A 20,413-nucleotide genomic window follows, 5' to 3' on the forward strand; every position below is an offset into this window, starting at 1 on the left:
TTTCTGTGCCGATCCACGGTTTGAGTGGGATGATTTGACGGTGCGCGCCATCCGAACACCCATGAAGGGCTCCGGGCCCGCGAAGTACGCTTGGCAACCCGCTCCCGGCGACCTGCCCGTCATGGCCCTGAGGCTCGGGCACGGCGCGGACTTCGACGGCTCGCACGAGGCCCACTCCCACGACTTCCCCGGCCTGGCCTACTTCGAGACGGCGGGCGGCGTGGTGCGGCACGGCCGTCAGGTCAGGCAGGTCGAGGCCGGCGACCTGTTCGTCATCGCGCCCGGCGACGTGATGGGCCAGGCCCGCAGCGACGACCTCCTCGGCGCACGGGGCTGGGGCGTCTTCTTCACCGCCGACGCGCTCGGCCCGGACACTCCCGGCGCGCACCTGGCGTGGCGCACGCACCCGCTGCTGTTCCCGTTCGTCCACGGCGGCGCGACGGGTGCGTTGCGGCTCAAGGTCCCCGTCGAGCACCGCGCCGAGTGGGCCGCCCGCGTGGAGGCGCTGCACGCGGAACTCGTGCGGCGCCAGGACGGCTACCGGGAAGCCGTGCCGGCACACCTGACGCTGCTGCTGGTCGGGGTGTCGCGGCTGGCCGCGGACGTCGTCGGCGACCTGCGCGAGAACGCCGAGCCGCTGCTGGCCGAGGTGTTCGACGTGATCGAGCGGCGCTACCCGGAACCGTTGTCGCTGCGCGAGGTCGCCGCCGCGGTCCGCATCTCCCCCGGCCACCTGACCTCGACCGTGCGCAAGCGGACCGGGCGCACGGTGCAGGAGTGGATCACCGAACGCCGGATGGTCCAGGCACGAAGGCTGCTGGCCGGGACGGACCTGCCGGTCGGCGACATCGGGCGGGAGGTGGGCATCCCGGACGCCGGCTACTTCGCGCGGACGTTCGGCAAGGTGCACGGGATGAGCCCCACGCGTTGGCGGCGGTTCAACCACCTGAACGCCCGCTGAACTCCTGTGGACGCCCTGTCGATCAAGGGCCGTTTCGCCGCTTTCGTCCCTCCCGGCCGTGGCACTGTCGTGCCATGACCGGCACCACCCTGAACAACGGCAGAGACCTCGGCGCGAGGTTCCACGACCGGATGGAAGTCGTGGTGAGGTGGCTGCCGTTCGGGCTCTCCCGGGTCGTCGCGCCGAGCTTCCTCGGGTTCGCCGTGATCAACGGGTTCACGTTCGGCGTCGACCTGCTGCTGCTCACGCTGTTCCGCACCGGACTCGGCCTGCCCGTGCCGATCGCGTTCACGATCGCCTACGTGCTCGCGTTCGGTCTGAGCTTCGTGCTCAACCGGGCGCTGAACTTCCGCTCGCACGCGCCGGTCGGCCCGCAGGCGGGTCTGTACGCCGTCGCGATCGGACTCAACTACCTGGCGTTCATCCTCGGAGTCGGCAGCGCGCTGACCGGGATCGGCCTGCAGTACCACCTGTCCCGCATCGTCGCCGGCGCGTGCGAGGCCGCGTTCATGTACAGCGTGATGCGCTGGATCATCTTCCGCGACACCAGGGACTGACCTACTGCAGGTAGCCCTCGACCTCGCCGACCGTGCGAGCGGGGACGTCCTCCGCGTCGCCACCGAGCGAGCGGGCGGACCGGCGCCGCCGCAGCAGGTCCCAGCACTGGTCGAGGGCTTCTTCGAGCGACCGCAGCCGGGCGTGCTCCTCGTCCGTGGAGATCTCCCCGGACGCGAGCTGCTGACGCAACTCGTGCTCCTCGTCGACCAGTTCGTTGATGCGGCCCAGCACGTTCTCGTCGCTCATCTCGCCGACTCTACGACGAACTGCCGGCAGGTGCGCGTCTCCTACGGCAGCGCGGCCAGCGACAGGCTGTTGCCGTCCGGATCGAGCACCTCGACGTGCCGGACGCCGTTGGAGTACGTCTCGACGGGCTCGTGGCCGACGCCAGAGGCCGCGAGCCTGGCCAGCGCCTCGTCGAACTCGCTCCCCGCCACCCCGAACGTGATCATCGAGCCGCCCACGCGTGCCGACCGCACGTCGCGGGCATCGAGCACGACGTACGCGTTCTCCCCGACCTGCCAGAGGTGTTCCTCGCCGATGACCTCGTCCGCCCCACGGCCGAAGAACACCTCGTACCACTCCAGCGAACTGGCCAGGTCGTTCACACACATCACGCTGTGCAGATCCACGCGGTCCACCCTTCCGATCGTCTTGGAAGGGTGGACCGGTCGCGCGACGAGAACTCATCGGTGTCAGCTGCTGCGAGATTGTTCGCGCTGCGCGGAGTTCGACCGGCGCCTGCTCGACGTCATGATCGCCCACCAGGACGACGCCGTCCAGATGGCGCGGTGGGAGGCGGGCAGCGGCGCCGACCGGGAGGTGAAGGATCTCGCGGACCGGATCGACAGGTCCCGCACCGCGCAGATCGGCATGATGAAGAAGTTCCTCGACAGGACGTAGCGGGGTACCCCGTGCCGGACTGAAGGAGGCCGACATGCAACCCGTCCCGTTCATGCCGTGGGTGTGGCGCGATCCGTCGTGGGCCAACGAGCCGGACCAGGACCTCGCGGATCGCCCCGACACCGGACTGATCGGCTACGACGTCGAGGCGACCGACGGCGGCATCGGCAAGATCGACCAGGACAACGCCAAGGTGCCGCACGACTGTCTGATGGTCGACACCGGACCGTGGATCTTCGGCCACCGGGTCGTGCTCCCGGTCGGCACGGTGCGGCACGTGGACCACGAGGAACGCAAGGTCTACATCGACCGCACCAAGGAGCAGATCAAGAACGCGCCGGAGTACGACCCGGACGACCACGAGGGCTATCGCAGTCGCACCGACGACTACTACGCCGAGAGCTATCGCCTGATGCCGCCGATGCTCTAGCAGCGGCAATAGGCTGGCGCGCATGACATCTGTGTTGCAGAACGTGGCGATCGACTGCGCGAACGCCTACGAGCTGGCGTTGTTCTGGAGCAAGGTCACCGGTCGCCCGATGCACCCCGACGACGGGCCGGGCGACCGGGAGACCGAGGTGCTGCTGGCCGAGGGCCCGGTGCTCTTCTTCAACGAGGTGCCCGAGCCCAAGACCGCCAAGAACCGCCTGCACCTGTGCCTGCGCCCGGAGACCTCGCGGGACGAGGAGGTCGAACGGCTGCTGGGCCTCGGCGCGACGCTCGTCGGCGATCACCGCAACCCCGACGGGACCGGCTGGGCGATCCTGGCCGACCCCGAGGGCAACGAGTTCTGCGTGCTGCGCAGCGAGTCCGAGCGCGCCTAGGCCGGCGCCATCGCCTCCAGCACGCTGGACCGCACGCCCAGCACGCTCATCAGTTCCAGCGCCTGCAACGGCCGCAACACCGCGGCGGTGTTCGCGACGATCACGAGCGCACTGCCGCGGCGCAGGCAGAGGTCCTGGTGGTCGAGCAGCAGGCCGACGCCCTGGGCGCCGAGGAACCGCACGCCGCTGAGGTCCAGCACGACGGACGCGGGTGGGGTGACCATCCGGACGGCCTCGCCGAGACAGTCGGCCAGGTTCTGGGCGGTCGAGACGTCGATCTCGCCGGCGACGCGTACGAGAACGGTGTCGCCCACTCTCTCGCGGGTGGAGCGGAAGGGAACTTGAACGTTGGGGAGCACGCGGCAACCTCCAGTAGGGACGGCACGAACCACCGTCGCAGGGGCTGGCTGCTCAACCCAACTGGAACGGTATCGCAGTTCACGGCCTTCAGCGCGCGTAGCATCAGTTCTCGTGACCGGTTTCTTCCACGAGACCGCCTTTTACGGCTCAGACGACGACTTCCTCGCGCACGCCGTGCCGTTCCTCGAGAACGGCCTGCGCGCCGGTGAGCCGTCTGTGGTGGCGTGCACCGAGCAGAACACCGCTCTGCTGCTCGGAGCGCTCGGCCGCGGCGCCTCGGTGACGTACATGCCGAGCGCGGACCAGTACGCCCGGCCGTCCGAGGCCATCGCCAGCTACCGGGAGCTGTTCGCGGAGCACACCTCGTCCGGCGCACAGCAGATGCGTGTGGTCGGCGACGTGCCGCATCCCGGCATGGGCGCGCCGTGGGACTGGTGGGCCCGTTACGAGGCCGCCGTGAACCTGGCCTACGCCGAGTTCCCCGTGTGGGGCCTGTGCCCGTACGACACCAGGACGACGCCCCCCGAGGTGCTGGCCGACGTGGTCCGCACGCACCCCAACATCTCCACCGCACCCGGCACGCACGAGCCGAACCCCGGCTACCGCGAAGGTCTCGCGGTATCGGTGCAGGTCCCGGACGTGCTGGAACAACGCGCACCGCTGGTCGAGCTCGTCGACCCGACCGCCCGCTGCGTGCGCGAGGCCGTGGGGACGGCGATCGGCGCGATGGGCCTGACCGAGGACGACGCGCACGACGTGGTCTACGCGGCCAGCGAGATCGTCACGAACGGCCTGACGCACGGCGTCGCGCCGGTCCGGTTCCGGTTGTGGTCGGACGACTCGCGCGTGGTGGTGACGGTGACCGATCAGGGCACCGGCCCGACCGACCCGCTGGCAGGTCTGATGCCGACCGCCGAGACCCTGTCCGCCGGACTCGGGCTGTGGATCCTGCACCGCACGTGCGACTACGTGTCGATGTGCCGGGACGACGACGGGTTCACGGTGCGGGTGAGCATCGGCGGCCAGACGTAGGGCAGGTCGTCGGGCACGTCGGGGAAGAACCGGCGGTAGTGCGCGGGAAACTTGCGCACCAGGGCCGAGCGGTGGCTGCGGTGGAAGTCCTCGTCGCCCAGCCAGCCGGGCAGGTCACCGGCCTCGGCCAGTTCCCGCTGGGTGCGCACCACCACGACGTTCCTGGCATGCGCCAGGTCCGACCGCATCATCTCTTCGCGCGTGTCGCGCAACCCCAGCTCACGCCACGCCGCGCAGACCTCCAGGCCGTACCGCACGAGCGCTTCCTCGTGGCCGGCCCACATCTTCACCGCCGGGTGGTGGCGCCAGCCGTAGCCGGGCACCACCAGCCCGCGCTGGACCTGGATCGTCTCGACGCGCTGCTTGCCGAGCCTGCTCCGGTCCAGCACGCGGGCCGACTCGGCGAAGTCCGGGTACGGCAGGAAGGTCTGCATCAGCTCAGAGCACGTACTTCGCCGCCCGCGCGGCCTGCTCCTTGTCGACGTGCACCTCGTACCGCCGCGCCTGCAGCGTCATGACGCTCGCGAAGTCACGACGTCCGCGCGTGGTCCAGTGCGCCACGAACCCGAAGACCGCGCCCCAGAAGGCACCGACCACGAGGCTGATGAACACGAACCAGGCCCAGGTCTGGCCGGCGGTGAACAGGCCGAAGAGCAGGCCGATGAACACACCGAACCAGGCGCCGCTGGCCGCGCCCGTCACCGCGGCGCGGCCTCGCGTCATGCGCCCGGTCACCTGCTCGACCGTCCGGACACCGTCACCGATGATCCGCACGCTCTCCACCGGGAAGCCGTCGTCGGACATCCGGTCCACCAGCCGCTGGGCGTCGAGGTAGTCCGGGTAGCTCGCCAGCAGGGAAGACTCGGTCTGGGTCACTTCGTGCTTGATGTCCACGTCATCCGGTTACCCGCGGGCACGGTGTCCAACACGATCAACTTCCCCGGCCGGTCTTCTCCTGGAGCCGGTCGATGAGCTGCGACGCCTCCACCTTGGTGAGTTCGGCCGGCACCTCCTCGCCCGCTTCCTGGGCGAGGGTGTGCAGGTACGACTCCTGCGGACCGGTCATCGGCTCGTCACCGGTCGTCCAGTCCTGCGGGTCCTTCTCCGGCGTGCGGTTCACCGCGATCCCCTTCCACTCGAACGTGCGTTCGAGGTACCCAGGGCGTCACGGGTCCAATCACCGGTGGAGGACGACATCACCAGGAGCCGAGGGAGCCGGTACGGCCGTCGCGCGCAACGCACGGCCGAGCAGGCGGTGGGCGACGGTCAGCAGCGTCCGGGCTTCCATCCGCTCGCCGTAGCGCAGGTGCTCGCTCGCGGCTTCGACATATCCCATGAGCTGCGGCGACACCGTGGCGTGCGCGGCGGAGCACGCTACCAGCGCCTCCTTGAGCCCTCTGCGGGCCTCGTCTTCGTCAATGCCCGCCAACGCGGTGCAGACCGCGTTGTCCAGCTTCTCCAGAGCGGTCGCGCACTGCTGCCGCGACGACGGTTCGTCGAGTTCGGTGGTCATGGTCATCGCCTGCCTTCACAGCCGGATATTCCGCGCCGACTGCTTGACGCGCACGCGCCCGTGTACCCGGCTCGAGCGCCGTCAAACCGCCGCTTCACCGGGCGCGGCTACGGTGTCGGGATGCGTGGGACCTGGCGCGAGAAGAACGCGCGACAGTGGATCTCCGACCTCTCCGACCGGATCGGTGCGGCCGGGTGGGCGACGCTCGCCCTCACTCCCGCTCTCGCCGCCGAGGTCGACCAGCACGGCGCCGCGGTGCGCGACATCCTCCTGCTCGGCGTCGAAGGCGCCGGCACGGTGGGCGCGGTCGTGCTCCTCGCCGCGTACGGACGAGGTCTGCTCGACAACGCGCTCGAATCGGACTGGACGCCCACGTCGTGGCTCGGCGTCCGCCTCATGGCCGTCTGTCAGCTCGCGCACCTGCACGGCGCGATGCCGTTGACCGACGACGTGTCCGCGCTTCCGAAGCTCACATGAGAAACGAGGCGCACCCCAGACGGGTGCGCCTCGTCGATGCTCCTCGTTCAGCGGTCTTCCGGCCTCCGCTCGCCGAGCACCGGGTCCTCCGGTCGCGCGGCGGTCGGCACCGGCGCCGTGACGGGCTCGGCCGGAGCGGAGGTGCCGGTGCGCACGGCGTCCTCACGCCCGCGCTGGTACGCCTCCGCCTGAGCCTGGGCCTGCGGCAGTTCCTGCTCCGCGCGCCCCAGCCAGCCTTCCCACCGCTGCTGCATCGGCCTCACCAGGCCGCCGCCCACACCGACGACGAGGATGCCGCCGACCGTGGCGAGCACCGCGATCAGGACCGGCGTGGTGACCGTGGTGGCGACGCCGATCTGGTTCAGCGCGGCGATGATGCCCAGCGCCCAGATGAAGATCGACGCGACGTTGGCGAGGACGCGGCCGTAGGACAGACCACCCAGCGCGCCGCCGATGAAGTCCTTGACGGCACTGGCGACCGCGCCCGCCACGACGACGATGATGATCGCGACCGCGGCCTTCGGCAGCCACGACACGATGCCGGTCAGCAGTTCGGAGACGGGGTTCGGGCCCCAGACGCCGAACGCGATCTGCAGCGTGATCAGCAACAACGCGTAGTACACGAGCTTCGCGAGCAGATCAGAGGCGTCGTACTTGCTGTTCGCGAGCATCTGGTGGATGCCTCCGCGCTCCACGAGCCGGTCGAACCCGACGCGTTCGAGCCCCTTGTCGACGAGCTTCGCCACCGTCTTGGCGACGAACCAGCCGATCAGCAGGATCAACAGGAACGCCGCGAGCTTGGGCACGAACGTGGCCACGGCGCGCCAGGCGTCGGTCAGCCCTTGTCCGAAGTCCATGTCGAACTCCCTTCGCACGGGCGCCCGACCGGGTCACCCGCACCTGGCAGTACCCGGTGCGGGCTCCCTTCACACAGATTTCACACGACCTGCCGCAGCTCGCGATCGCAGGCGATCAGGTGTTCCCACGTTCGGCCGCGCTGACTCGGCGGTGCCGAACCGTCTGCGGTGCAGATCGGGTACACCAGACCGAACGGGACGGGTTGATCGAACTCGTCTCCGGTGTGGACGTCGACCAGATGACGCACGTGTGCCATCGCGACCACTCCTTCGCATGGATTGCGGAGCCAGCGGGTTTGGGATCAACGAATACCCCGTGAGCTGCGCGAACATGCCTGTTACCACTGCGACATAAGGGTGAACCATTCCGTCCTCAGTGGACTAACGCGCCGTGATCGTGAGAGTGAACGCGCCGTCGTGCGGGATGGTGAGGATCTCCATGCGACGGCCGGGATAGGTGATCGTGGACGCCGGCCGCAGCCGCGGATCCAACGACCGCGCCCAGTCGAACCGGATCACGGTCCGGCCGCGGGTGAGCGTGAGGCCACGCGAGTCGAGCGCCACCGTGTCGGAATCCCTTACCACCAAAGGGATCTGTTCGGTCGCGGCGGACTGGGCGCGCACCGACCGCACGATCCGATCGCCCACCGTCACCTCGGTCACCACCGAGCCGGACGGCGTGCGGTAGCGGAACCGGTACGGCTCGCCGCCGAGGAACTCCGCCTGCTGCGGGCCGTTCGAGTCCGGCGCCTGGCCCGGGAACACAGTGGCCCAGCACGCGTGGTTGTTGTTGTTCATCGACTGCACCAGCGTGCCCGCCACTGGGTGCCACAAGAACGTCAACCCGGTGCGCGCCAACGAGGTCGCGCGGCGAGCACCGAAGTAGCCGCCGACATACCACCGTGGACGCCGCACGAACAGGAAGTCCTGCCCCTGATCGCTCCGCCGCTCGGTGAAGTGCGCACGGTGGTACGGCAACCGCGCGATCGCGGCCGTCCGCTCGGCACGGCTCGGGTAGCGCTCGCCGTAGATGGCGTGAGCGAGGATGCGCGGTGAAGTGTCGGGCTTGACCAACGCGGGCACCGGGGCCGAGGAGGCCGCCCACGCGGCCCGTGCGGCGGCCAGGTCCTCACGGCTGGACACGAACGCGGCGAGGTTCGGCACCTCCGACACGAACTGGGCGTTGAGCGCGGTCCGTTCGGGATCGGGCCGCACGTCGGCGTAGAACTTCGAGGACGTGCGCGAGTTCGTGGCGATGTTCGCGAACCAGCCGGAGCCGTCCGGTTCGCGGAGCAGGTTGTAGCCGAGCCAGTCGGTGTACCTGCGGGCCATGGTGACGAGGTTCGGGTCGCCGGACTGCCGCCACGCGTCGGCCAGTTCGGGCAGCATGACCTCGAAGTTGTAGTTGGTGTCCGCGCCCGACTCCTCGTAGAAGAACCCGGCGGGGCTCTGACCGACAGTGGTCAGCCGCCGGAACGCCTCGGTCAGCCGCTGTCGCAGCACGGGATCGGGGTCCTGCCTCAGCGCGAGCGCCGAGCCCGCGAGCCCGGAGGTGGTCTGGTTGGCCCAGGTGAGCGGCGACTGCCAGACCGTGCCGTTCGACGGGTCGAGGAACCAGGTCATGGCCCTGCGCAGCGCGGCGGTGATCTGGGCCTGCCGGGACGGCAGCGTCCCGGCCCGCTTGAGCAACGCGTTCGTCTTGCTCAGGTAGCCCATGGCGAACCCGGTCGCCGCGAGCGAGTGCTGGTCCGCCGAGTACTCCGGCCACGACCCGTCAGCGTGCTGCAGCCCGAGGTAGTGGCCGAGCCCGGCGTCCAGCGCGGCGAGCACGGTCGAGTTGCCGCGGTACGGGTTCCACGAACGGGACTGCGTCGCGAACCACGCCAGCGTGTAGACGTGCTCCTGAACACGGGCGTTGTACGAGACGTTGGGGCTGCGCCACCAGCCACCGCCGAAGAAGCCGCTGGAGTTCATGTCGGCGACCATCGGCGAGACGAGCATCAGGTACTGCGCGAACCGCTGTTCGTCCGGCGCGAAGGCGCGGCGGTCCGGGGTGACGGGCGGGGGCGCGGGCAAGGCGTGCGCCGGCGTGGGCAGGGTGGCGAGCAGTCCGATCGCGGTGGCACCGGTGATCAGGCTGCGTCGGCTGAATGCGTTCACCTGAACTCCAATCGGCGGAAGCCTGGTTGTGTACGGACAGGAGGAGCTGATCCCGGCTTGTCCGGCCCGCGCAGCGGGCCGTCAGTCGGGACGTTTCTGCTGTTCGATGCACTCCTTGATGATGGGCAAGGGGGCACCACCGCACGATGCGGCGAAGTAGGAGGGCGACCAGAAGTGCTGCCCCCACAGGTGTCGGCGGATGTGCGCGGAGAATTCCTGCCGCAGGCGCCGGGAGGAGACGCCTTTGAGGCTGTCGACCAGTGTGGACGGGGCCAGGCTGGGCGGGTGGTGCACGAGCAGGTGCGCGTGGTCGGTCTCGCCGTTGAGCTCGCGCAGTTCCGCGTCCAGGCCGGCGCATACGTCCCGCATGATCTCCTCGCAGCGGCGCAGGATCTGATCGGTGAACGCGCCACGCCGGTGCTTTGTGACGAAGACCGGGTGGACGTGAAGGTTGGGGATGACACTGTGTCCCCTGCGTACGTCGGGGTCGGGTTCCCATCGTGGTGACGCAGGCCAACGCTATGGTGATCAGCGTGAAGCAGGCGGTGCAGGTGCGGTTGCTGCCGTCGGCCGAGCAGGCGTCGGCGCTGGCCGATACCTTGCGCGCCTGCAACATGGCCGCGTCGTGGCTGTCCGAGCGGATGCACACCGACCAGGTGTTCCGGAAGTTCGACGTGCAGAGATGCTTCTACGCCGAACTGCGGGAACGGTTCGGGCTGGCCGCGCAGCCGGCGATCCGGGTGATCGGCAAGACAGTGGACGCCTATACGACACTGCGGGCCAATCTCAGGGCAGGCAGCTACGGGCCGCCTGGGTCGGACCGGCATCGCAAGGTCGAGGGCACCCCGATCAGGTTCCGTCCGCAGGCGGGGCAGCCGTTCGACGCCCGTTGTCTGTCCTGGCAGTTCGGTGACGCGGGCCGCGACGGGACAGTGTCGATCTGGACCGCCGCCGGTCGGCTTCGCGGTGTGCGGATCGTGGGAAACCCCAGGCATCTCTTCCTGCTGCGTTCCCGATCGGTGATCGGGGAGACCGATCTGCTGCACCGGGACGGGGTGTGGCTGCTGCACGCCGTTGTCGACAGTCCCGAGGCCGCCCGGCGGGAACCGGTGAACGGGTTTCTCGGGGTCGACCTGGGCATCGTGAACATCGCGACCACCTCTGACGGTGACCGGTTCTGCGGGTCGCGCCTGAACCGCTACCGCAAGCGCCAGAAACGAATCCGGAAACGGTTGCAGGCCAAGAAGACCTCCTCCGCGCGACGGCTGCTCAAAAAACGCCGCCGCAAGGAGGCGCGGTTCGCGGCCGACGTGAATCACCGGATCAGCAAGAACATCGTGGCCGAGGCTGAACGCACCGGACGAGGGATCGCCGTCGAGGAACTGACGGGAATCCGTGTCCGGGTACGGCTTCGCAAGCCCCAACGGGCCACGCTGCACTCCTGGGCGTTCGCCCAGCTCGGCCAGTTCCTGACCTACAAGGCCCAGCGGGCCGGTGTGATGGTGGTGCAGGTCGATCCGGCCTACACCTCGCAGACCTGCCACGCCTGCGGGCACGTCGACAAACGCAACCGCCGCAGCCAGGCGGTGTTCCAGTGCGGCCGGTGTGACTTCGTTGGGCACGCCGACCACAACGCAGCACACAACATCGCGGCACGCGGTGTCGTGTGCCGGGGCGAAGTCATGCGCCCAGACGCAGCGCCCATCCTGGCAGCCGGCTAGGACGGCAGCAGCAAGCCTGAAAACCGCCGCCCGCGGCGGCTGGCAAGCTCGTTCCTTCAGGGACGAGTTCATGACGGGCCTACCTCCTTGGCGGAGGACCCTCGCGCGGCGAGGCGCGGCCCGTCAAGATGCTAATTCGAATTATTACAGGGTTGACGGCGGGACGGGTGCTGACGCAGACTCCCTGCCAATTCGAATTGGCAGGTGCTCATGGCCAAGCGGCTCACCCAGCAGGACATCGCGCGGATGGCAGGCGTCAGCCAGGCCACGGTGTCGCTGGTGCTCAACAACCGGACCGACGGCGGTGTCCGCATCGCGCCGGAGACCCGCGCACGCGTCCTGGAGGTCATCCGCAGAACGGGCTACGTCGCGAACCCCATCGCGCGCCGGCTGCACGACCAGCGCAACCGGATCCTCGGCGTCTTCACCTACGAGGCGGTGTTCCCGAGCACCCGTGCGGATTTCTACCAGCCGTTCCTCGAAGGGATCGAGGAACAGGCCGAGGTGGCCGGCTGCGACCTGCTGCTGTTCACCAGCGCCAAGGCGGCGGAGGGGAAGCGGCGGATCTTCAGCGACAACAGCAGGATCCGGCTCGCCGACGGTTGCGTGCTGCTCGGCCGTTCGATCGACCGCGACGACCTCGCGCAGCTCGTGACGGAGGCCGTCCCGTTCGTCTCGATCGGCCGGCGTGACGACGCGGGCGGTCCGGTGCCGCACATCGGTGCCGACTACCCCGCGGCCGTGCGGAACCTCGTGGACCGTTCGGTCGCCCTGGGCCACCGCAAGTTCGCGTACGTCGGTGCCGGAACGGGTGCGGAGTCGTCGGCCGACAGGCTGCGCGGGTTCAAACAAGCCGTTGCAGCACACGGCGTCGAGGGCACGCACGTGCAGTTCGCCGGACTGCGCCAGCTGCTCGACGCGGGCATCACGGCCGTGCTCGCCGAGGAGGTCTCCGACGGCGCCGCACTCGTGCTCGCCGCCCGCGAGCGCGGCCTGTCGGTCCCCGGCGACCTCTCCGTGCTCATGCTCGGCGCCGCGACCCGTCCGGCACCGGACGACGTCCAGCTCACCGGATTCCGCATCCCCCGGCGCGAGATGGGCCGCCGGGCGGTGCAGGCGCTGACCGAGGTGCTCGAACACGGCACCACCCCGCAGGAGCTGCTGGCCTGCGAGTTCGTCGAAGGCACCACCCTGGGCCCGTGCAGGGCCCAGGGTTGATCAGGAGGAACCTGTTGCCGCACAACACAGATGTCGTCGTCGTGGGCGGCGGACTGGGCGGGGTCGCCGCCGCGCTCGCGCTGCTGCGCGCCGGTCGCCGGGTCGTGCTGACCGAGGAGTTCGAGTGGCTCGGCGGACAGCTCACCAGCCAGGCCGTGCCGCCGGACGAGCACAGCTGGGTCGAGCGCTTCGGCGTCACCGCCTCGTATCGCGCGCTGCGTGACGGCATCCGCGACTACTACCGCCGCCACTACCCGCTGACTCCGCGGGCACGGGCGTGGCGTGAGCTCAACCCCGGTGCGGGCAACGTGAGCAGGCTCTGCCACGAGCCCCGCGTGGCCGTCGCCGTGATCGACGAGATGCTCGCGCCGTATCGGGGCAGCGGCAGGCTGACGGTCCTCCAGCCCGCCAGGCCGGTCTCCGCGCGCACCGACGGCGACCGGATCGTGTCGGTCACCGTCGAGCACAACGGCTCCGAGATCGAACTCGCCGCGCCGTACGTCCTCGACGCCACCGAGACCGGCGAGCTGCTCCCGTTGTCCGGCACCGAGTACGTGACGGGCTTCGAGTCCACTCTGGACACCGGCGAGCCCAGCGCACCGGAGACGGCGCAACCGGCGAACATGCAGGCGATGTCGGTGTGCTTCGCGATCGACCACGTCGACGGCGACCACACGATCGACAAGCCGGCGCGCTACGACTTCTGGCGCGAGTACCAGCCGGACTACTGGGGCGACCGCATGTTGTCGTTCCGCTCCCCCGACCCGCGCACGCTGACCATCGCCGAGCGCACCTTCACCCCGAACCCGGACGACGACCCGCTCTCGGTCCTGTCCGACCAGCGACTGAGCGCCGGCGACAGCAACCTGTGGACGTTCCGCCGCATCGCCGCCCGCCGCAACTTCGTCGACGGCGCCTACGACAGCGACATCTGCCTGGTCAACTGGCCGATGATCGACTACTTCGAGTCGCCGGTGATCGACGTGCCGGACGCGGACGAGCACGTCGCGGCGGCGCGGGAGCTCTCGAAGTCGGTCCTGTACTGGCTGCAGACCGAGGCACCGCGCCAGGACGGCGGAACGGGCTTCCCCGGCCTGCGGCTGCGCGGCGACGTCACCGGAAGCGCGGACGGCCTGGCCCAGGCGCCGTACATCCGCGAGTCGCGGCGGATGAGGACCGAGTACACGATCGTCGAGCAGGACCTCTCACTCGCCGTGCGCGGCGACAAGGGCGCGGTGCAGCACGCCGACGCCGTGGGTGTCGGCATGTACCGCATCGACCTGCACCCCTCGACCGGCGGCGACAACTACCTCGACGTCGCCAGCTGCCCGTTCGAGATCCCGCTCGGCGCGCTCATCCCCCAGCGCGTGGAGAACCTGCTCCCGGCGGGCAAGAACATCGGCACCACCCACATCACCAACGGTTCCCACCGGCTGCACCCGGTCGAGTGGAACGTCGGCGAGGTCGCGGGCGCGCTCGCGGACTTCTGCCTGGCGCACCGAGTCACCCCTCGCGCGGTGCGCAACACCCCCGGCCTGCTCGCGGACTTCCAGCACCGGCTGGAACGCGACGGGGTCGAGCTCCGCTGGCCGGACGTGTCCGGCTACTAGTACTGGGAGACAACGATGTCCCGCCTGACAGCTCTGATCGTCGCCGCACTGCTCGCCCTCACCGCCTGCAGCGGATCCGCCGCGCAGTCCGGTCCCAAGTCGCTGCGCATGACCGTGTGGACCGCCAACGAGGCGCATCTCAAGCTGCTCAACGAGATCGCGTCCGAGTACAAGGCCTCGCACCCGGACGTCACCGAGATCAAGTTCGACTCGATCCCGGCCGACGGCTACACCACCACGCTCACCACCCAGATCGCCGGCGGCAACGCGCCGGACCTGGCGTGGATCCTGGAGGAGTCGGCACCGGACTTCGTCTCCTCCGGCGCGCTCGCGCCGATCAGGGGCAAGGTCGAGAAGGCCGACGAACTCGTGCCCTCGGCCACCAAGCTCTGGGAGAAGGACGGCGAGCTCTACGCCTATCCGTTCTCCACCTCGCCGTTCGGTCTGTTCGTCAACACCGACCTGGTCAAGGACCTGCCGAAGACCTGGGATCAGGCGGTCGCGGCGTCGGCGGGCAAGAACCTGGTGCTGCCGGACTTCAAGTACCAGAACTGGGCGGTGCTCTCGGCGATCTGGCGCGGCTGGGGCGCGAACGCGTGGAGCGAGGACGGCAGGTCGTGCGGCTTCTCCAGCCAGGAGATGAAGGACGCCATGACGTTCGTCCACAAGGCGATCTTCACGGACAAGGCGATCCCCGGCCCCGGCACGACGGTGGACTTCTTCGCGGGTGATGCGGCCATGGCCGTCAGCCAGATCTCGCGGGCGGGTGCGTTGAAGGACGCCAAGTTCGGCTGGACGCTGCTGCCGTTGCCGCAGGGCCCGAAGGGTGACTACGCGGTGATCGGCCAGGCCGGCGTCGGCGTGCTGAAGCGCTCGAAGAACGCCGACGCCGCCGCGGACTTCCTCGGCTTCTTCACCAACTCGGCCAACTCGGCCAAGCTCGCCCAGTTCTTCCCACCGGTCCGCCAGTCGCTGCTCAACGCGGAGACCCTGGCCAAGAGCAACCCGCTGATCAAGCCGGAGCAGCTGCAGTCGGTCGTGATCGACGGCATCGGCAAGGGCGTGGTGAAGCCGAGCCACCAGGGCCAGGAGGAGCTGAACCAGACGATCCGCGCGGCGCTCGACCCGTTGTGGAAGCCGGACGCGAACGTCGGCCAGGTGCTCGACGGCGTGTGCGCGAAGATCAAGCCGCTGCTGGAGCGCCAGTGACGTTCTGGACGTATCGCAGGCGCGACAACCTGGTCGGCTACCTGTTCGTCGCGCCTGCTCTGCTCGGCAGCCTCGCGTTCGTGCTCATCCCGCTGGGGCTGGTCGCCTGGTACAGCCTCAACGAGTGGAACGTGCTCGGCGGGACGTTCGAGTTCATCGGCGGCGAGAACTACAAGCAGCTCCTCGCCGACGAGAAGCTGCGCGAGTCGCTCGTCGCCACGGCCTGGTTCGCCGCCGGCCTGGTGGTCCTGAACCTGTCGCTGGCCCTGCTGCTCGCGGTGCTGCTCAACCAGAAACTGCGCGGCACCACGCTGTTCCGGACGTTGTTCTTCTCACCAGTGCTGGTGTCGCTGGTGGCGTGGACGCTGGTCTGGCAGCTCATGCTGCAGCCGGACGGCAGCGTGAACGGGCTGCTGGGCGTGTTCGGCGTCGACGGACCGAACTGGCTGCGGGGCGAGACCACCGCGATGGTGTCGGTGGTCGTCGTGCAGGTGATCAAGAACGTCGGGCTGAACATGGTGCTGTTCCTCGCGGCGCTGCAAGGGGTCCCGGCGCCGCTGTACGAGGCCGCGAAGATCGACGGCGCGGGCGCGTGGAGGCGGTTCCGGAGCATCACGATCCCGTTGATCAGTCCGACGATCCTGCTCACGTCGATCATCACGATCGTCGGCTCGTTGCAGGTGTTCGCGCAGATCGCGGTGCTCACCCAGGGCGGTCCCGGCACGTCCACGACCGTGTTGATCTACTACCTGTACCAGCAGGCGTTCCAGTTCCACCACTTCGGCTACGGCGCGACGATCTCGGTGCTGTTGTTCGTCATCGTCGCCGCTCTGACGTTGCTGCAGTGGCGGATGCGCCGGAAGTGGGTGCTCCATGAGTCGTAACGTCTCCAAGCGGAACGTCGCGCTCTACGGGTTGTTGTGCGTGCTGTGCGTGCCGTTCGTGTTCCCGACGTGGTGGATGGTCACCTCGTCGATGAAGCCGATCAGCGAGATCTTCTCCGAGTCGCTGCTGCCGTCGGAGTGGACGTTCTCCACGTACTCCACGGTGTTCCGGATGCAGCCGTTCGGGCAGCAGTACTGGAACAGCCTCTACATCGCGGTGATCGTCACGGTCGGCACGATGGCCGTCGCGGCGCTCGCGGGCTACGCGTTCGCGCGCATCCGGTTCCCCGGCCAGAACGCGCTGTTCGTGGTGGTGCTGACCGGCCTGCTCATCCCGAGCGAGGTGACGATCGTCCCGCTGTTCCAGCTCTTCCAGTCGCTCGGGCTGACGAACACGCACTGGCCGTTGATCATCGTGCCGATCTTCGGGGCGCCGTGCGTGCTGGCGATCTTCATCATGCGCCAGTTCTTCATCGCGCTGCCGCCGGAGCTGGAGGAGGCCGCCCGCATGGACGGCCTGGGTCGCGCCGGGATCTTCTACCGGATCGCGCTGCCGCTGTCCCGGCCGGCGCTGGGCGCGGTCGCGATCTTCACGTTCCTGCACTCGTGGAACCTCTACCTGGAACCGATCGTGTACCTGTCCACACCGGACATGTTCACGCTGCCGCAGGCGCTGACCCAGTTCGTCGACATCTACGGCGGTCCGATGTTCAACGTCCAGCTGGCCGCCGCGACGATGACGGCCGTGCCGATCCTGGTGGTGTTCGTGCTGGCACAACGGCAGTTCATCGAGGGTCTCGCGCACACGGGCGTGAAGGGATGATCGATCCGGAGCTCGCGGCGGCGATCGACCTCTCCCGGCCACCGCTGACGGCGGACGGGATCGCGGCGAGGCGGGCCGCCAACCGGGTCGTCACCGACGCCGAACTGACTCGGGACGGCTCGGTCACGTTCACCGAGGAGGACGCGGACGGTGTGCCCGTGCTCGTGTTGCGTCCCGCCGGGATTCCGGAGGGCCCGCCGATCCTGCACGTGCACGGCGGTGGCATGGTCGCGGGCACCCGCCGCTCCGACCTGCACGTGCTGGCGGAGTGGGTGTCGGAACTCGGCGTCACGCTGTTCTCCCCCGAGTACCGCCTGGCGCCCGAGAACCCGCATCCGGCACCCGTGCAGGACTGCTACCGGACGCTGACGTGGATGGAGCGCAACGGTTTCACCTCTCCGGTCGTCGCGGGCACGTCCGCAGGCGGTGGGCTGGCGGCGGCGGTGACGCTCCTGGCCCGCGACCACAGCGGCCCTGCCGTCCGCGGCCAGCTGTTGATCCACCCGATGCTCGACGACAGGTGCGAAACCCCGTCCAGCCACCAGTTCCTCGACGGCACGATCTGGGTCCGCTCGTCGAACATCACCGGCTGGACGGCGTTGCTGGGTGACGCGCGGGGCGGGCCGGACGTGTCGCCGTTCGCCGCTCCGGCGCGTGCCACCGATCTCTCCGGGCTGCCACCGACCTACGTCGACGTCGGCTCGGTGGACGTGTTCCGCGACGAGGCCGTCGACTACGCGTCCCGGATCTGGCAGGCCGGCGGGGACGCCGAGCTGCACGTGTGGCCCGGTGGCTGCCACGGCTTCGACCAGCTCGCGCCGGAGGCCGCCCTGTCGCGGCGCGCCCGAGCCACGCGCATGGCGTGGCTGAGCAGGGTGATCGGCTGAGGTCCTCGCGGCGGTGGGGAGGGAGAGTCACCGCACGCGAGGAGGTCCTGTGGCTACCGGTAACGAGGATGTGTGGTGTGCCATTCGAAGCCGCCGCCCATCCAGGCCTTGGTGCCCTTCAGGAACCGGTGCAGCTCCACCGACGGCACCGCGAGCAACGCCTTGTGCCCGGCCTCGAAATCGCGCACCAGCTGGTTGTGCAGCTCCACGGTCCGTGCGGTGGCCTCGGCGATCGAGCACTCCCGGTCGGCGGCGATCTGCAGCACCATGTTGCAGACCGGCTGCTCGTCGGCGGCGTCCTTCTCCACCGACACCAGGTCGTTCACCATGACCGACGCCGTGCCCGCGGCCGTGAGCAACTGCCGCACGCGCGGGTCGTAGTACAGCGGCGCGGGCAGTTCGTAGCCTCCGACGGCGTCGATCAGCGTCATCGACGTGTAGAAGGTGTCGTGCTGCCGGGTCGCGAGGTACTGCCACGCGGGCGGGTAGTTGCCGGTGTGCCGCCACGCCGCGTAGGCGCCCCACGACACGAACATCGCGAACGTCGAGTAGCAGACTCGTTGCACCACGGTCGCTGTGGTGCGGGACGTCAGGTGCGCGATGCCCGAACGCAGGCCGACGAGCACCGGGTCGGCGGCGAGCGTCTCCTCCAGTTCGGCGGTGAACTCGGCGGCGGGCGCGACCGGGTCCATCGCGGCCATCGCCAGCGCCAGGCGCGGCGGCAACTCGGCCGGGATCGCGCCCATCTCGGTGCTGTCGGCGTACAGGTCGTCGGCGGCCCACCACGCCGCGTTCAGCTTCGCCGCGATCAGCAGCTGGTCGACGTCGTCGGTGTCCACGTGGGTCAGCACCGCGAGCCGGCCGAACATGCCGCCCAGGAACCGTTCCGGCTCCTCGAAACCGCACTCCCCCGCCCACGCGACGAGGCGTTCGTCCACGGCGGCCGCCAGCACGGCGTCCTCGCGTTCGAGCACCGGCACGTACAGCGGTGGCGCGGTGCCGTCACCCCACGGACGTTCGGCATAACCGGGTTCGGGCGGCAGGGCGACGGCCTCGGGCCGCCCGAGCCGGGCAGCAGAAGTGCCCAGCCCGGACGGCCCGGTGAGGAGATCCCTCATCAGATGCGGTCCGCGACGATCAACAGGTAGTGGAACGACCCTTCCTTGTATGCGGTGAGGAACGGGTCCTCGACTCCGGTCGCGACCGACGACTTGGCGCGCAGCTCCCAGTACGGGATGGTGTCCGGCGTCAGGTCGACCACGCTGATCGGCACGAAACCGTTGTCCGCCAACGCCCTGAAGTACTCGCTGCGCGGGTGGATGTTGCAGATGTAGTGCTGGTCGATCTGGCTGACCGCCCGCGAACGGCCGCCCGTCAGGTCGTTGTAGCAGCCGGTGATGCAGACGTACCGGCCGCCGGGCGCGATCAGCCGCGCGAACTCGCCGTAGAGCTGCTGGAGGTCCACGTACATCGTGGTCTCGTTGGTCCAGATGCCGTTGAACGAGCCGGTCTCGAAGCCGGTGTCGAGCATGTTCTTGAAGTGGAAGCGGACCTGGTCCGCGACATCGCGTTCCACGGCCTGGTCGTTGGCGAACGCCACCTGCTGTTCGGAGATGCTGACGCCGTCGACCAGGGCGCCGAACCGGGCGTTGGCCATGAAGCTCGTGCCGCCGCGGCCGGAACCGCCGTCCATCAGGTGGCCGCGCACGGGAACGTCGCCGAACGCGTCCAGCAGCACCTCGGCCTGGGCGGTCTCCAGCCGGTGCATCTCGGCGATGATCGCCTGGTCGCGCACCGCGAGCGGCGCCTCCAGCACCGCGGGGTCGTACTGGCCGAGCCCATAGTGGTGGTGGTAGAGACCGTCCACCTCACCGAGCTTGATGTTGACCGGGTCCTTCTCCCTGTTCCAGTAGTCCGCGACGGAACGCTGGTAGTCGGTGCGCAGAACCGGCTTCACAGTGGGGCTCGCCATGGTCTGGGTGGCTCCTGTTCGTTGGAACGCTGACTGCCGAACAGGAACTGACCTTTGCAGCTGACGGCCCAGCGAGCGATACGCCGTTCAGGCCTGGTTCGGACACGAACGGGTGGGTCGGTGACCAACCGAATGACAGCAGGCGCAGGATTCCACGCCGCCTGGCAGAAATCCCGGTGCAGCGCCCGCGAGACCTCATCCGGCGCCTCCGGGATGTGGCCGGCCCGATCGACTCACACCGTGCGCAGGACGGATGAGGAGGGCGTGCACTTCCGGCGTTCCTCCGCGGACGGCGTGATCAGGAATTCGACGATCACGGACGCCGACGTCGTGACGAAGGACTACGGCGAGGGCGTGTACATCGGCTCCGCGAACTCGAACTGGAAGTGCCACGGCAACTCCGGCGGCGTCGACAGGTCCGACCGCGTGCAGGTGCTGAACACG

27 protein-coding genes are annotated in these 20,413 nt (G+C 69.2%); 14 read left to right on the forward strand and 13 right to left on the reverse strand.

Features of this window, described 5'->3' with window-relative positions; all coding sequences use genetic code 11:
* Positions 1-40 precede the first annotated feature (40 nt).
* Positions 41-961, forward strand: a complete 921-nt coding sequence (locus ACIRG5_RS02290) for an AraC family transcriptional regulator (protein ID WP_402898867.1) — start codon at positions 41-43, stop codon at positions 959-961.
* Between the two features lie 74 nt (positions 962-1,035).
* Positions 1,036-1,518, forward strand: a complete 483-nt coding sequence (locus ACIRG5_RS02295; RefSeq protein WP_402898870.1) for a GtrA family protein — start codon at positions 1,036-1,038, stop codon at positions 1,516-1,518.
* A 1-nt stretch (position 1,519) separates the two neighbouring features.
* Here ACIRG5_RS02295 and ACIRG5_RS02300 read toward each other — a convergent pair whose 3' ends face one another.
* Both ACIRG5_RS02300 and ACIRG5_RS02305 read right to left on the reverse strand, forming a co-directional pair.
* Complete coding sequence (locus ACIRG5_RS02300) at positions 1,520-1,765, reverse strand: DUF2630 family protein (protein ID WP_401028760.1); 246 nt, start codon at positions 1,763-1,765, stop codon at positions 1,520-1,522.
* Positions 1,766-1,806: 41 nt separating this feature from the next.
* On the reverse strand, positions 1,807-2,151 hold the full coding sequence (locus tag ACIRG5_RS02305) for a VOC family protein (protein WP_402898873.1): 345 nt from the start codon (positions 2,149-2,151) through the stop codon (positions 1,807-1,809).
* On the opposite strand from ACIRG5_RS02305, the gene ACIRG5_RS02310 reads away from it, so the two are divergent.
* From ACIRG5_RS02310 to ACIRG5_RS02320, 3 genes are read left to right on the forward strand one after another with little or no spacing between them, the layout of a single operon-like run.
* A complete protein-coding gene (locus ACIRG5_RS02310; protein WP_402898876.1) occupies positions 2,060-2,422 on the forward strand; it encodes a DUF305 domain-containing protein in 363 nt (120 codons plus the stop codon). The genes ACIRG5_RS02305 and ACIRG5_RS02310 overlap by 92 nt on opposite strands.
* Positions 2,423-2,456: 34 nt before the next feature.
* Positions 2,457-2,852, forward strand: a complete 396-nt coding sequence (locus tag ACIRG5_RS02315) for a PRC-barrel domain containing protein (RefSeq protein WP_402898878.1) — start codon at positions 2,457-2,459, stop codon at positions 2,850-2,852.
* A gap of 22 nt (positions 2,853-2,874) precedes the next feature.
* Positions 2,875-3,246, forward strand: coding sequence for a VOC family protein (locus ACIRG5_RS02320; protein WP_402898881.1), 372 nt, complete (start codon positions 2,875-2,877; stop codon positions 3,244-3,246).
* On the opposite strand, the gene ACIRG5_RS02325 is transcribed toward ACIRG5_RS02320, so the two are convergent.
* Positions 3,243-3,605 (reverse strand): STAS domain-containing protein, encoded by a 363-nt coding sequence (locus ACIRG5_RS02325; RefSeq protein ID WP_402898884.1) that lies wholly within the window; start codon positions 3,603-3,605, stop codon positions 3,243-3,245. The two genes, ACIRG5_RS02320 and ACIRG5_RS02325, sit on opposite strands and share 4 nt — an antisense overlap.
* A gap of 112 nt (positions 3,606-3,717) precedes the next feature.
* Between ACIRG5_RS02325 and ACIRG5_RS02330 the strand changes: the two genes are divergently transcribed.
* Positions 3,718-4,638: an anti-sigma factor RsbA family regulatory protein gene (locus ACIRG5_RS02330; RefSeq protein ID WP_402898887.1), complete on the forward strand. Its 921-nt coding sequence runs from the start codon at positions 3,718-3,720 to the stop codon at positions 4,636-4,638.
* On the opposite strand, the gene ACIRG5_RS02335 is transcribed toward ACIRG5_RS02330, so the two are convergent.
* Genes ACIRG5_RS02335 through ACIRG5_RS02350 form a run of 4 tightly spaced genes read right to left on the reverse strand, consistent with a single transcriptional unit; the run spans position 4,572 to position 6,157 of the window.
* Positions 4,572-5,072, reverse strand: a complete 501-nt coding sequence (locus ACIRG5_RS02335; protein WP_402898889.1) for an MSMEG_6728 family protein — start codon at positions 5,070-5,072, stop codon at positions 4,572-4,574. The genes ACIRG5_RS02330 and ACIRG5_RS02335 overlap by 67 nt on opposite strands.
* 4 nt (positions 5,073-5,076) lie before the next feature.
* Entirely contained in the window at positions 5,077-5,514 is a 438-nt protein-coding gene (locus ACIRG5_RS02340; RefSeq protein WP_402898892.1) for a general stress protein, read from the reverse strand.
* Positions 5,515-5,569: 55 nt separating this feature from the next.
* Positions 5,570-5,758 (reverse strand): DUF3072 domain-containing protein, encoded by a 189-nt coding sequence (locus ACIRG5_RS02345; RefSeq protein ID WP_090064545.1) that lies wholly within the window; start codon positions 5,756-5,758, stop codon positions 5,570-5,572.
* 57 nt (positions 5,759-5,815) lie between these two features.
* The gene (locus ACIRG5_RS02350; protein ID WP_402898896.1) at positions 5,816-6,157 is read right to left on the reverse strand and encodes a hypothetical protein; all 342 of its coding nucleotides are present in this window, start codon (positions 6,155-6,157) and stop codon (positions 5,816-5,818) included.
* 114 nt (positions 6,158-6,271) lie between these two features.
* Between ACIRG5_RS02350 and ACIRG5_RS02355 the strand changes: the two genes are divergently transcribed.
* Positions 6,272-6,628: a DUF6401 family natural product biosynthesis protein gene (locus ACIRG5_RS02355; protein ID WP_402898898.1), complete on the forward strand. Its 357-nt coding sequence runs from the start codon at positions 6,272-6,274 to the stop codon at positions 6,626-6,628.
* A 47-nt stretch (positions 6,629-6,675) separates the two neighbouring features.
* Here the strand turns inward: ACIRG5_RS02355 and ACIRG5_RS02360 are convergent, their stop codons facing one another.
* From ACIRG5_RS02360 to tnpA, 4 genes are all read right to left on the reverse strand, one after another.
* Positions 6,676-7,485: a hypothetical protein gene (locus ACIRG5_RS02360; RefSeq protein ID WP_402898901.1), complete on the reverse strand. Its 810-nt coding sequence runs from the start codon at positions 7,483-7,485 to the stop codon at positions 6,676-6,678.
* 80 nt (positions 7,486-7,565) lie between these two features.
* On the reverse strand, positions 7,566-7,742 hold the full coding sequence (locus tag ACIRG5_RS02365; RefSeq protein WP_177320336.1) for a hypothetical protein: 177 nt from the start codon (positions 7,740-7,742) through the stop codon (positions 7,566-7,568).
* A gap of 124 nt (positions 7,743-7,866) precedes the next feature.
* Positions 7,867-9,645, reverse strand: a complete 1,779-nt coding sequence (locus ACIRG5_RS02370; RefSeq protein WP_402898904.1) for a hypothetical protein — start codon at positions 9,643-9,645, stop codon at positions 7,867-7,869.
* Positions 9,646-9,726: 81 nt separating this feature from the next.
* A complete protein-coding gene (tnpA, locus tag ACIRG5_RS02375; RefSeq protein ID WP_402900852.1) occupies positions 9,727-10,104 on the reverse strand; it encodes an IS200/IS605 family transposase in 378 nt (125 codons plus the stop codon).
* A gap of 74 nt (positions 10,105-10,178) precedes the next feature.
* Between tnpA and ACIRG5_RS02380 the strand changes: the two genes are divergently transcribed.
* The 7 genes from ACIRG5_RS02380 to ACIRG5_RS02410 all read left to right on the forward strand — a co-directional run bounded on the left by ACIRG5_RS02380 (position 10,179) and on the right by ACIRG5_RS02410 (position 17,997).
* Positions 10,179-11,366 (forward strand): RNA-guided endonuclease InsQ/TnpB family protein, encoded by a 1,188-nt coding sequence (locus tag ACIRG5_RS02380; RefSeq protein ID WP_402898906.1) that lies wholly within the window; start codon positions 10,179-10,181, stop codon positions 11,364-11,366.
* Between the two features lie 210 nt (positions 11,367-11,576).
* Positions 11,577-12,584 (forward strand): LacI family DNA-binding transcriptional regulator, encoded by a 1,008-nt coding sequence (locus ACIRG5_RS02385; protein WP_402900855.1) that lies wholly within the window; start codon positions 11,577-11,579, stop codon positions 12,582-12,584.
* Between the two features lie 14 nt (positions 12,585-12,598).
* Positions 12,599-14,194, forward strand: coding sequence for an FAD-dependent oxidoreductase (locus ACIRG5_RS02390; RefSeq protein ID WP_402898909.1), 1,596 nt, complete (start codon positions 12,599-12,601; stop codon positions 14,192-14,194).
* A gap of 15 nt (positions 14,195-14,209) precedes the next feature.
* A complete protein-coding gene (locus ACIRG5_RS02395) occupies positions 14,210-15,403 on the forward strand; it encodes an ABC transporter substrate-binding protein (protein ID WP_402898912.1) in 1,194 nt (397 codons plus the stop codon).
* Positions 15,400-16,287 (forward strand): carbohydrate ABC transporter permease, encoded by an 888-nt coding sequence (locus ACIRG5_RS02400; protein WP_402898915.1) that lies wholly within the window; start codon positions 15,400-15,402, stop codon positions 16,285-16,287. Before ACIRG5_RS02395 ends, ACIRG5_RS02400 begins: the two co-directional genes overlap by 4 nt.
* On the forward strand, positions 16,277-17,110 hold the full coding sequence (locus ACIRG5_RS02405; protein ID WP_402898918.1) for a carbohydrate ABC transporter permease: 834 nt from the start codon (positions 16,277-16,279) through the stop codon (positions 17,108-17,110). Before ACIRG5_RS02400 ends, ACIRG5_RS02405 begins: the two co-directional genes overlap by 11 nt.
* The gene (locus ACIRG5_RS02410; RefSeq protein WP_402898921.1) at positions 17,107-17,997 is read left to right on the forward strand and encodes an alpha/beta hydrolase; all 891 of its coding nucleotides are present in this window, start codon (positions 17,107-17,109) and stop codon (positions 17,995-17,997) included. Before ACIRG5_RS02405 ends, ACIRG5_RS02410 begins: the two co-directional genes overlap by 4 nt.
* Before the next feature lie 53 nt (positions 17,998-18,050).
* Here ACIRG5_RS02410 and ACIRG5_RS02415 read toward each other — a convergent pair whose 3' ends face one another.
* The gene (locus ACIRG5_RS02415; RefSeq protein WP_402898924.1) at positions 18,051-19,115 is read right to left on the reverse strand and encodes a family 2 encapsulin nanocompartment cargo protein terpene cyclase; all 1,065 of its coding nucleotides are present in this window, start codon (positions 19,113-19,115) and stop codon (positions 18,051-18,053) included.
* The gene (locus ACIRG5_RS02420) at positions 19,115-19,969 is read right to left on the reverse strand and encodes a geranyl diphosphate 2-C-methyltransferase (protein WP_402898927.1); all 855 of its coding nucleotides are present in this window, start codon (positions 19,967-19,969) and stop codon (positions 19,115-19,117) included. The genes ACIRG5_RS02415 and ACIRG5_RS02420 overlap by 1 nt, the downstream gene beginning before the upstream one ends.
* Positions 19,970-20,413: the final 444 nt, after the last annotated feature.

The organism is Lentzea sp. NPDC102401 (genome assembly GCF_044765805.1).
Taxonomy (GTDB): Bacteria; Actinomycetota; Actinomycetes; order Mycobacteriales; family Pseudonocardiaceae; genus Lentzea; species Lentzea sokolovensis.

Coding starts and splice junctions, on each gene's coding strand:
- ACIRG5_RS02295 (WP_402898870.1), top strand. CDS start 1,036: ATGACCGGCACCACCCTGAACAACGGCAGAGACCTCGGCGCGAGGTTC.
- ACIRG5_RS02300 (WP_401028760.1), bottom strand. CDS start 1,765: ATGAGCGACGAGAACGTGCTGGGCCGCATCAACGAACTGGTCGACGAG.
- ACIRG5_RS02310 (WP_402898876.1), top strand. CDS start 2,060: ATGACCTCGTCCGCCCCACGGCCGAAGAACACCTCGTACCACTCCAGC.
- ACIRG5_RS02315 (WP_402898878.1), top strand. CDS start 2,457: ATGCAACCCGTCCCGTTCATGCCGTGGGTGTGGCGCGATCCGTCGTGG.
- ACIRG5_RS02320 (WP_402898881.1), top strand. CDS start 2,875: ATGACATCTGTGTTGCAGAACGTGGCGATCGACTGCGCGAACGCCTAC.
- ACIRG5_RS02335 (WP_402898889.1), bottom strand. CDS start 5,072: ATGCAGACCTTCCTGCCGTACCCGGACTTCGCCGAGTCGGCCCGCGTG.
- ACIRG5_RS02350 (WP_402898896.1), bottom strand. CDS start 6,157: ATGACCATGACCACCGAACTCGACGAACCGTCGTCGCGGCAGCAGTGC.
- ACIRG5_RS02355 (WP_402898898.1), top strand. CDS start 6,272: ATGCGTGGGACCTGGCGCGAGAAGAACGCGCGACAGTGGATCTCCGAC.
- ACIRG5_RS02360 (WP_402898901.1), bottom strand. CDS start 7,485: ATGGACTTCGGACAAGGGCTGACCGACGCCTGGCGCGCCGTGGCCACG.
- ACIRG5_RS02365 (WP_177320336.1), bottom strand. CDS start 7,742: ATGGCACACGTGCGTCATCTGGTCGACGTCCACACCGGAGACGAGTTC.
- ACIRG5_RS02385 (WP_402900855.1), top strand. CDS start 11,577: ATGGCCAAGCGGCTCACCCAGCAGGACATCGCGCGGATGGCAGGCGTC.
- ACIRG5_RS02395 (WP_402898912.1), top strand. CDS start 14,210: ATGTCCCGCCTGACAGCTCTGATCGTCGCCGCACTGCTCGCCCTCACC.
- ACIRG5_RS02405 (WP_402898918.1), top strand. CDS start 16,277: ATGAGTCGTAACGTCTCCAAGCGGAACGTCGCGCTCTACGGGTTGTTG.
- ACIRG5_RS02410 (WP_402898921.1), top strand. CDS start 17,107: ATGATCGATCCGGAGCTCGCGGCGGCGATCGACCTCTCCCGGCCACCG.
- ACIRG5_RS02415 (WP_402898924.1), bottom strand. CDS start 19,115: ATGAGGGATCTCCTCACCGGGCCGTCCGGGCTGGGCACTTCTGCTGCC.
- ACIRG5_RS02420 (WP_402898927.1), bottom strand. CDS start 19,969: ATGGCGAGCCCCACTGTGAAGCCGGTTCTGCGCACCGACTACCAGCGT.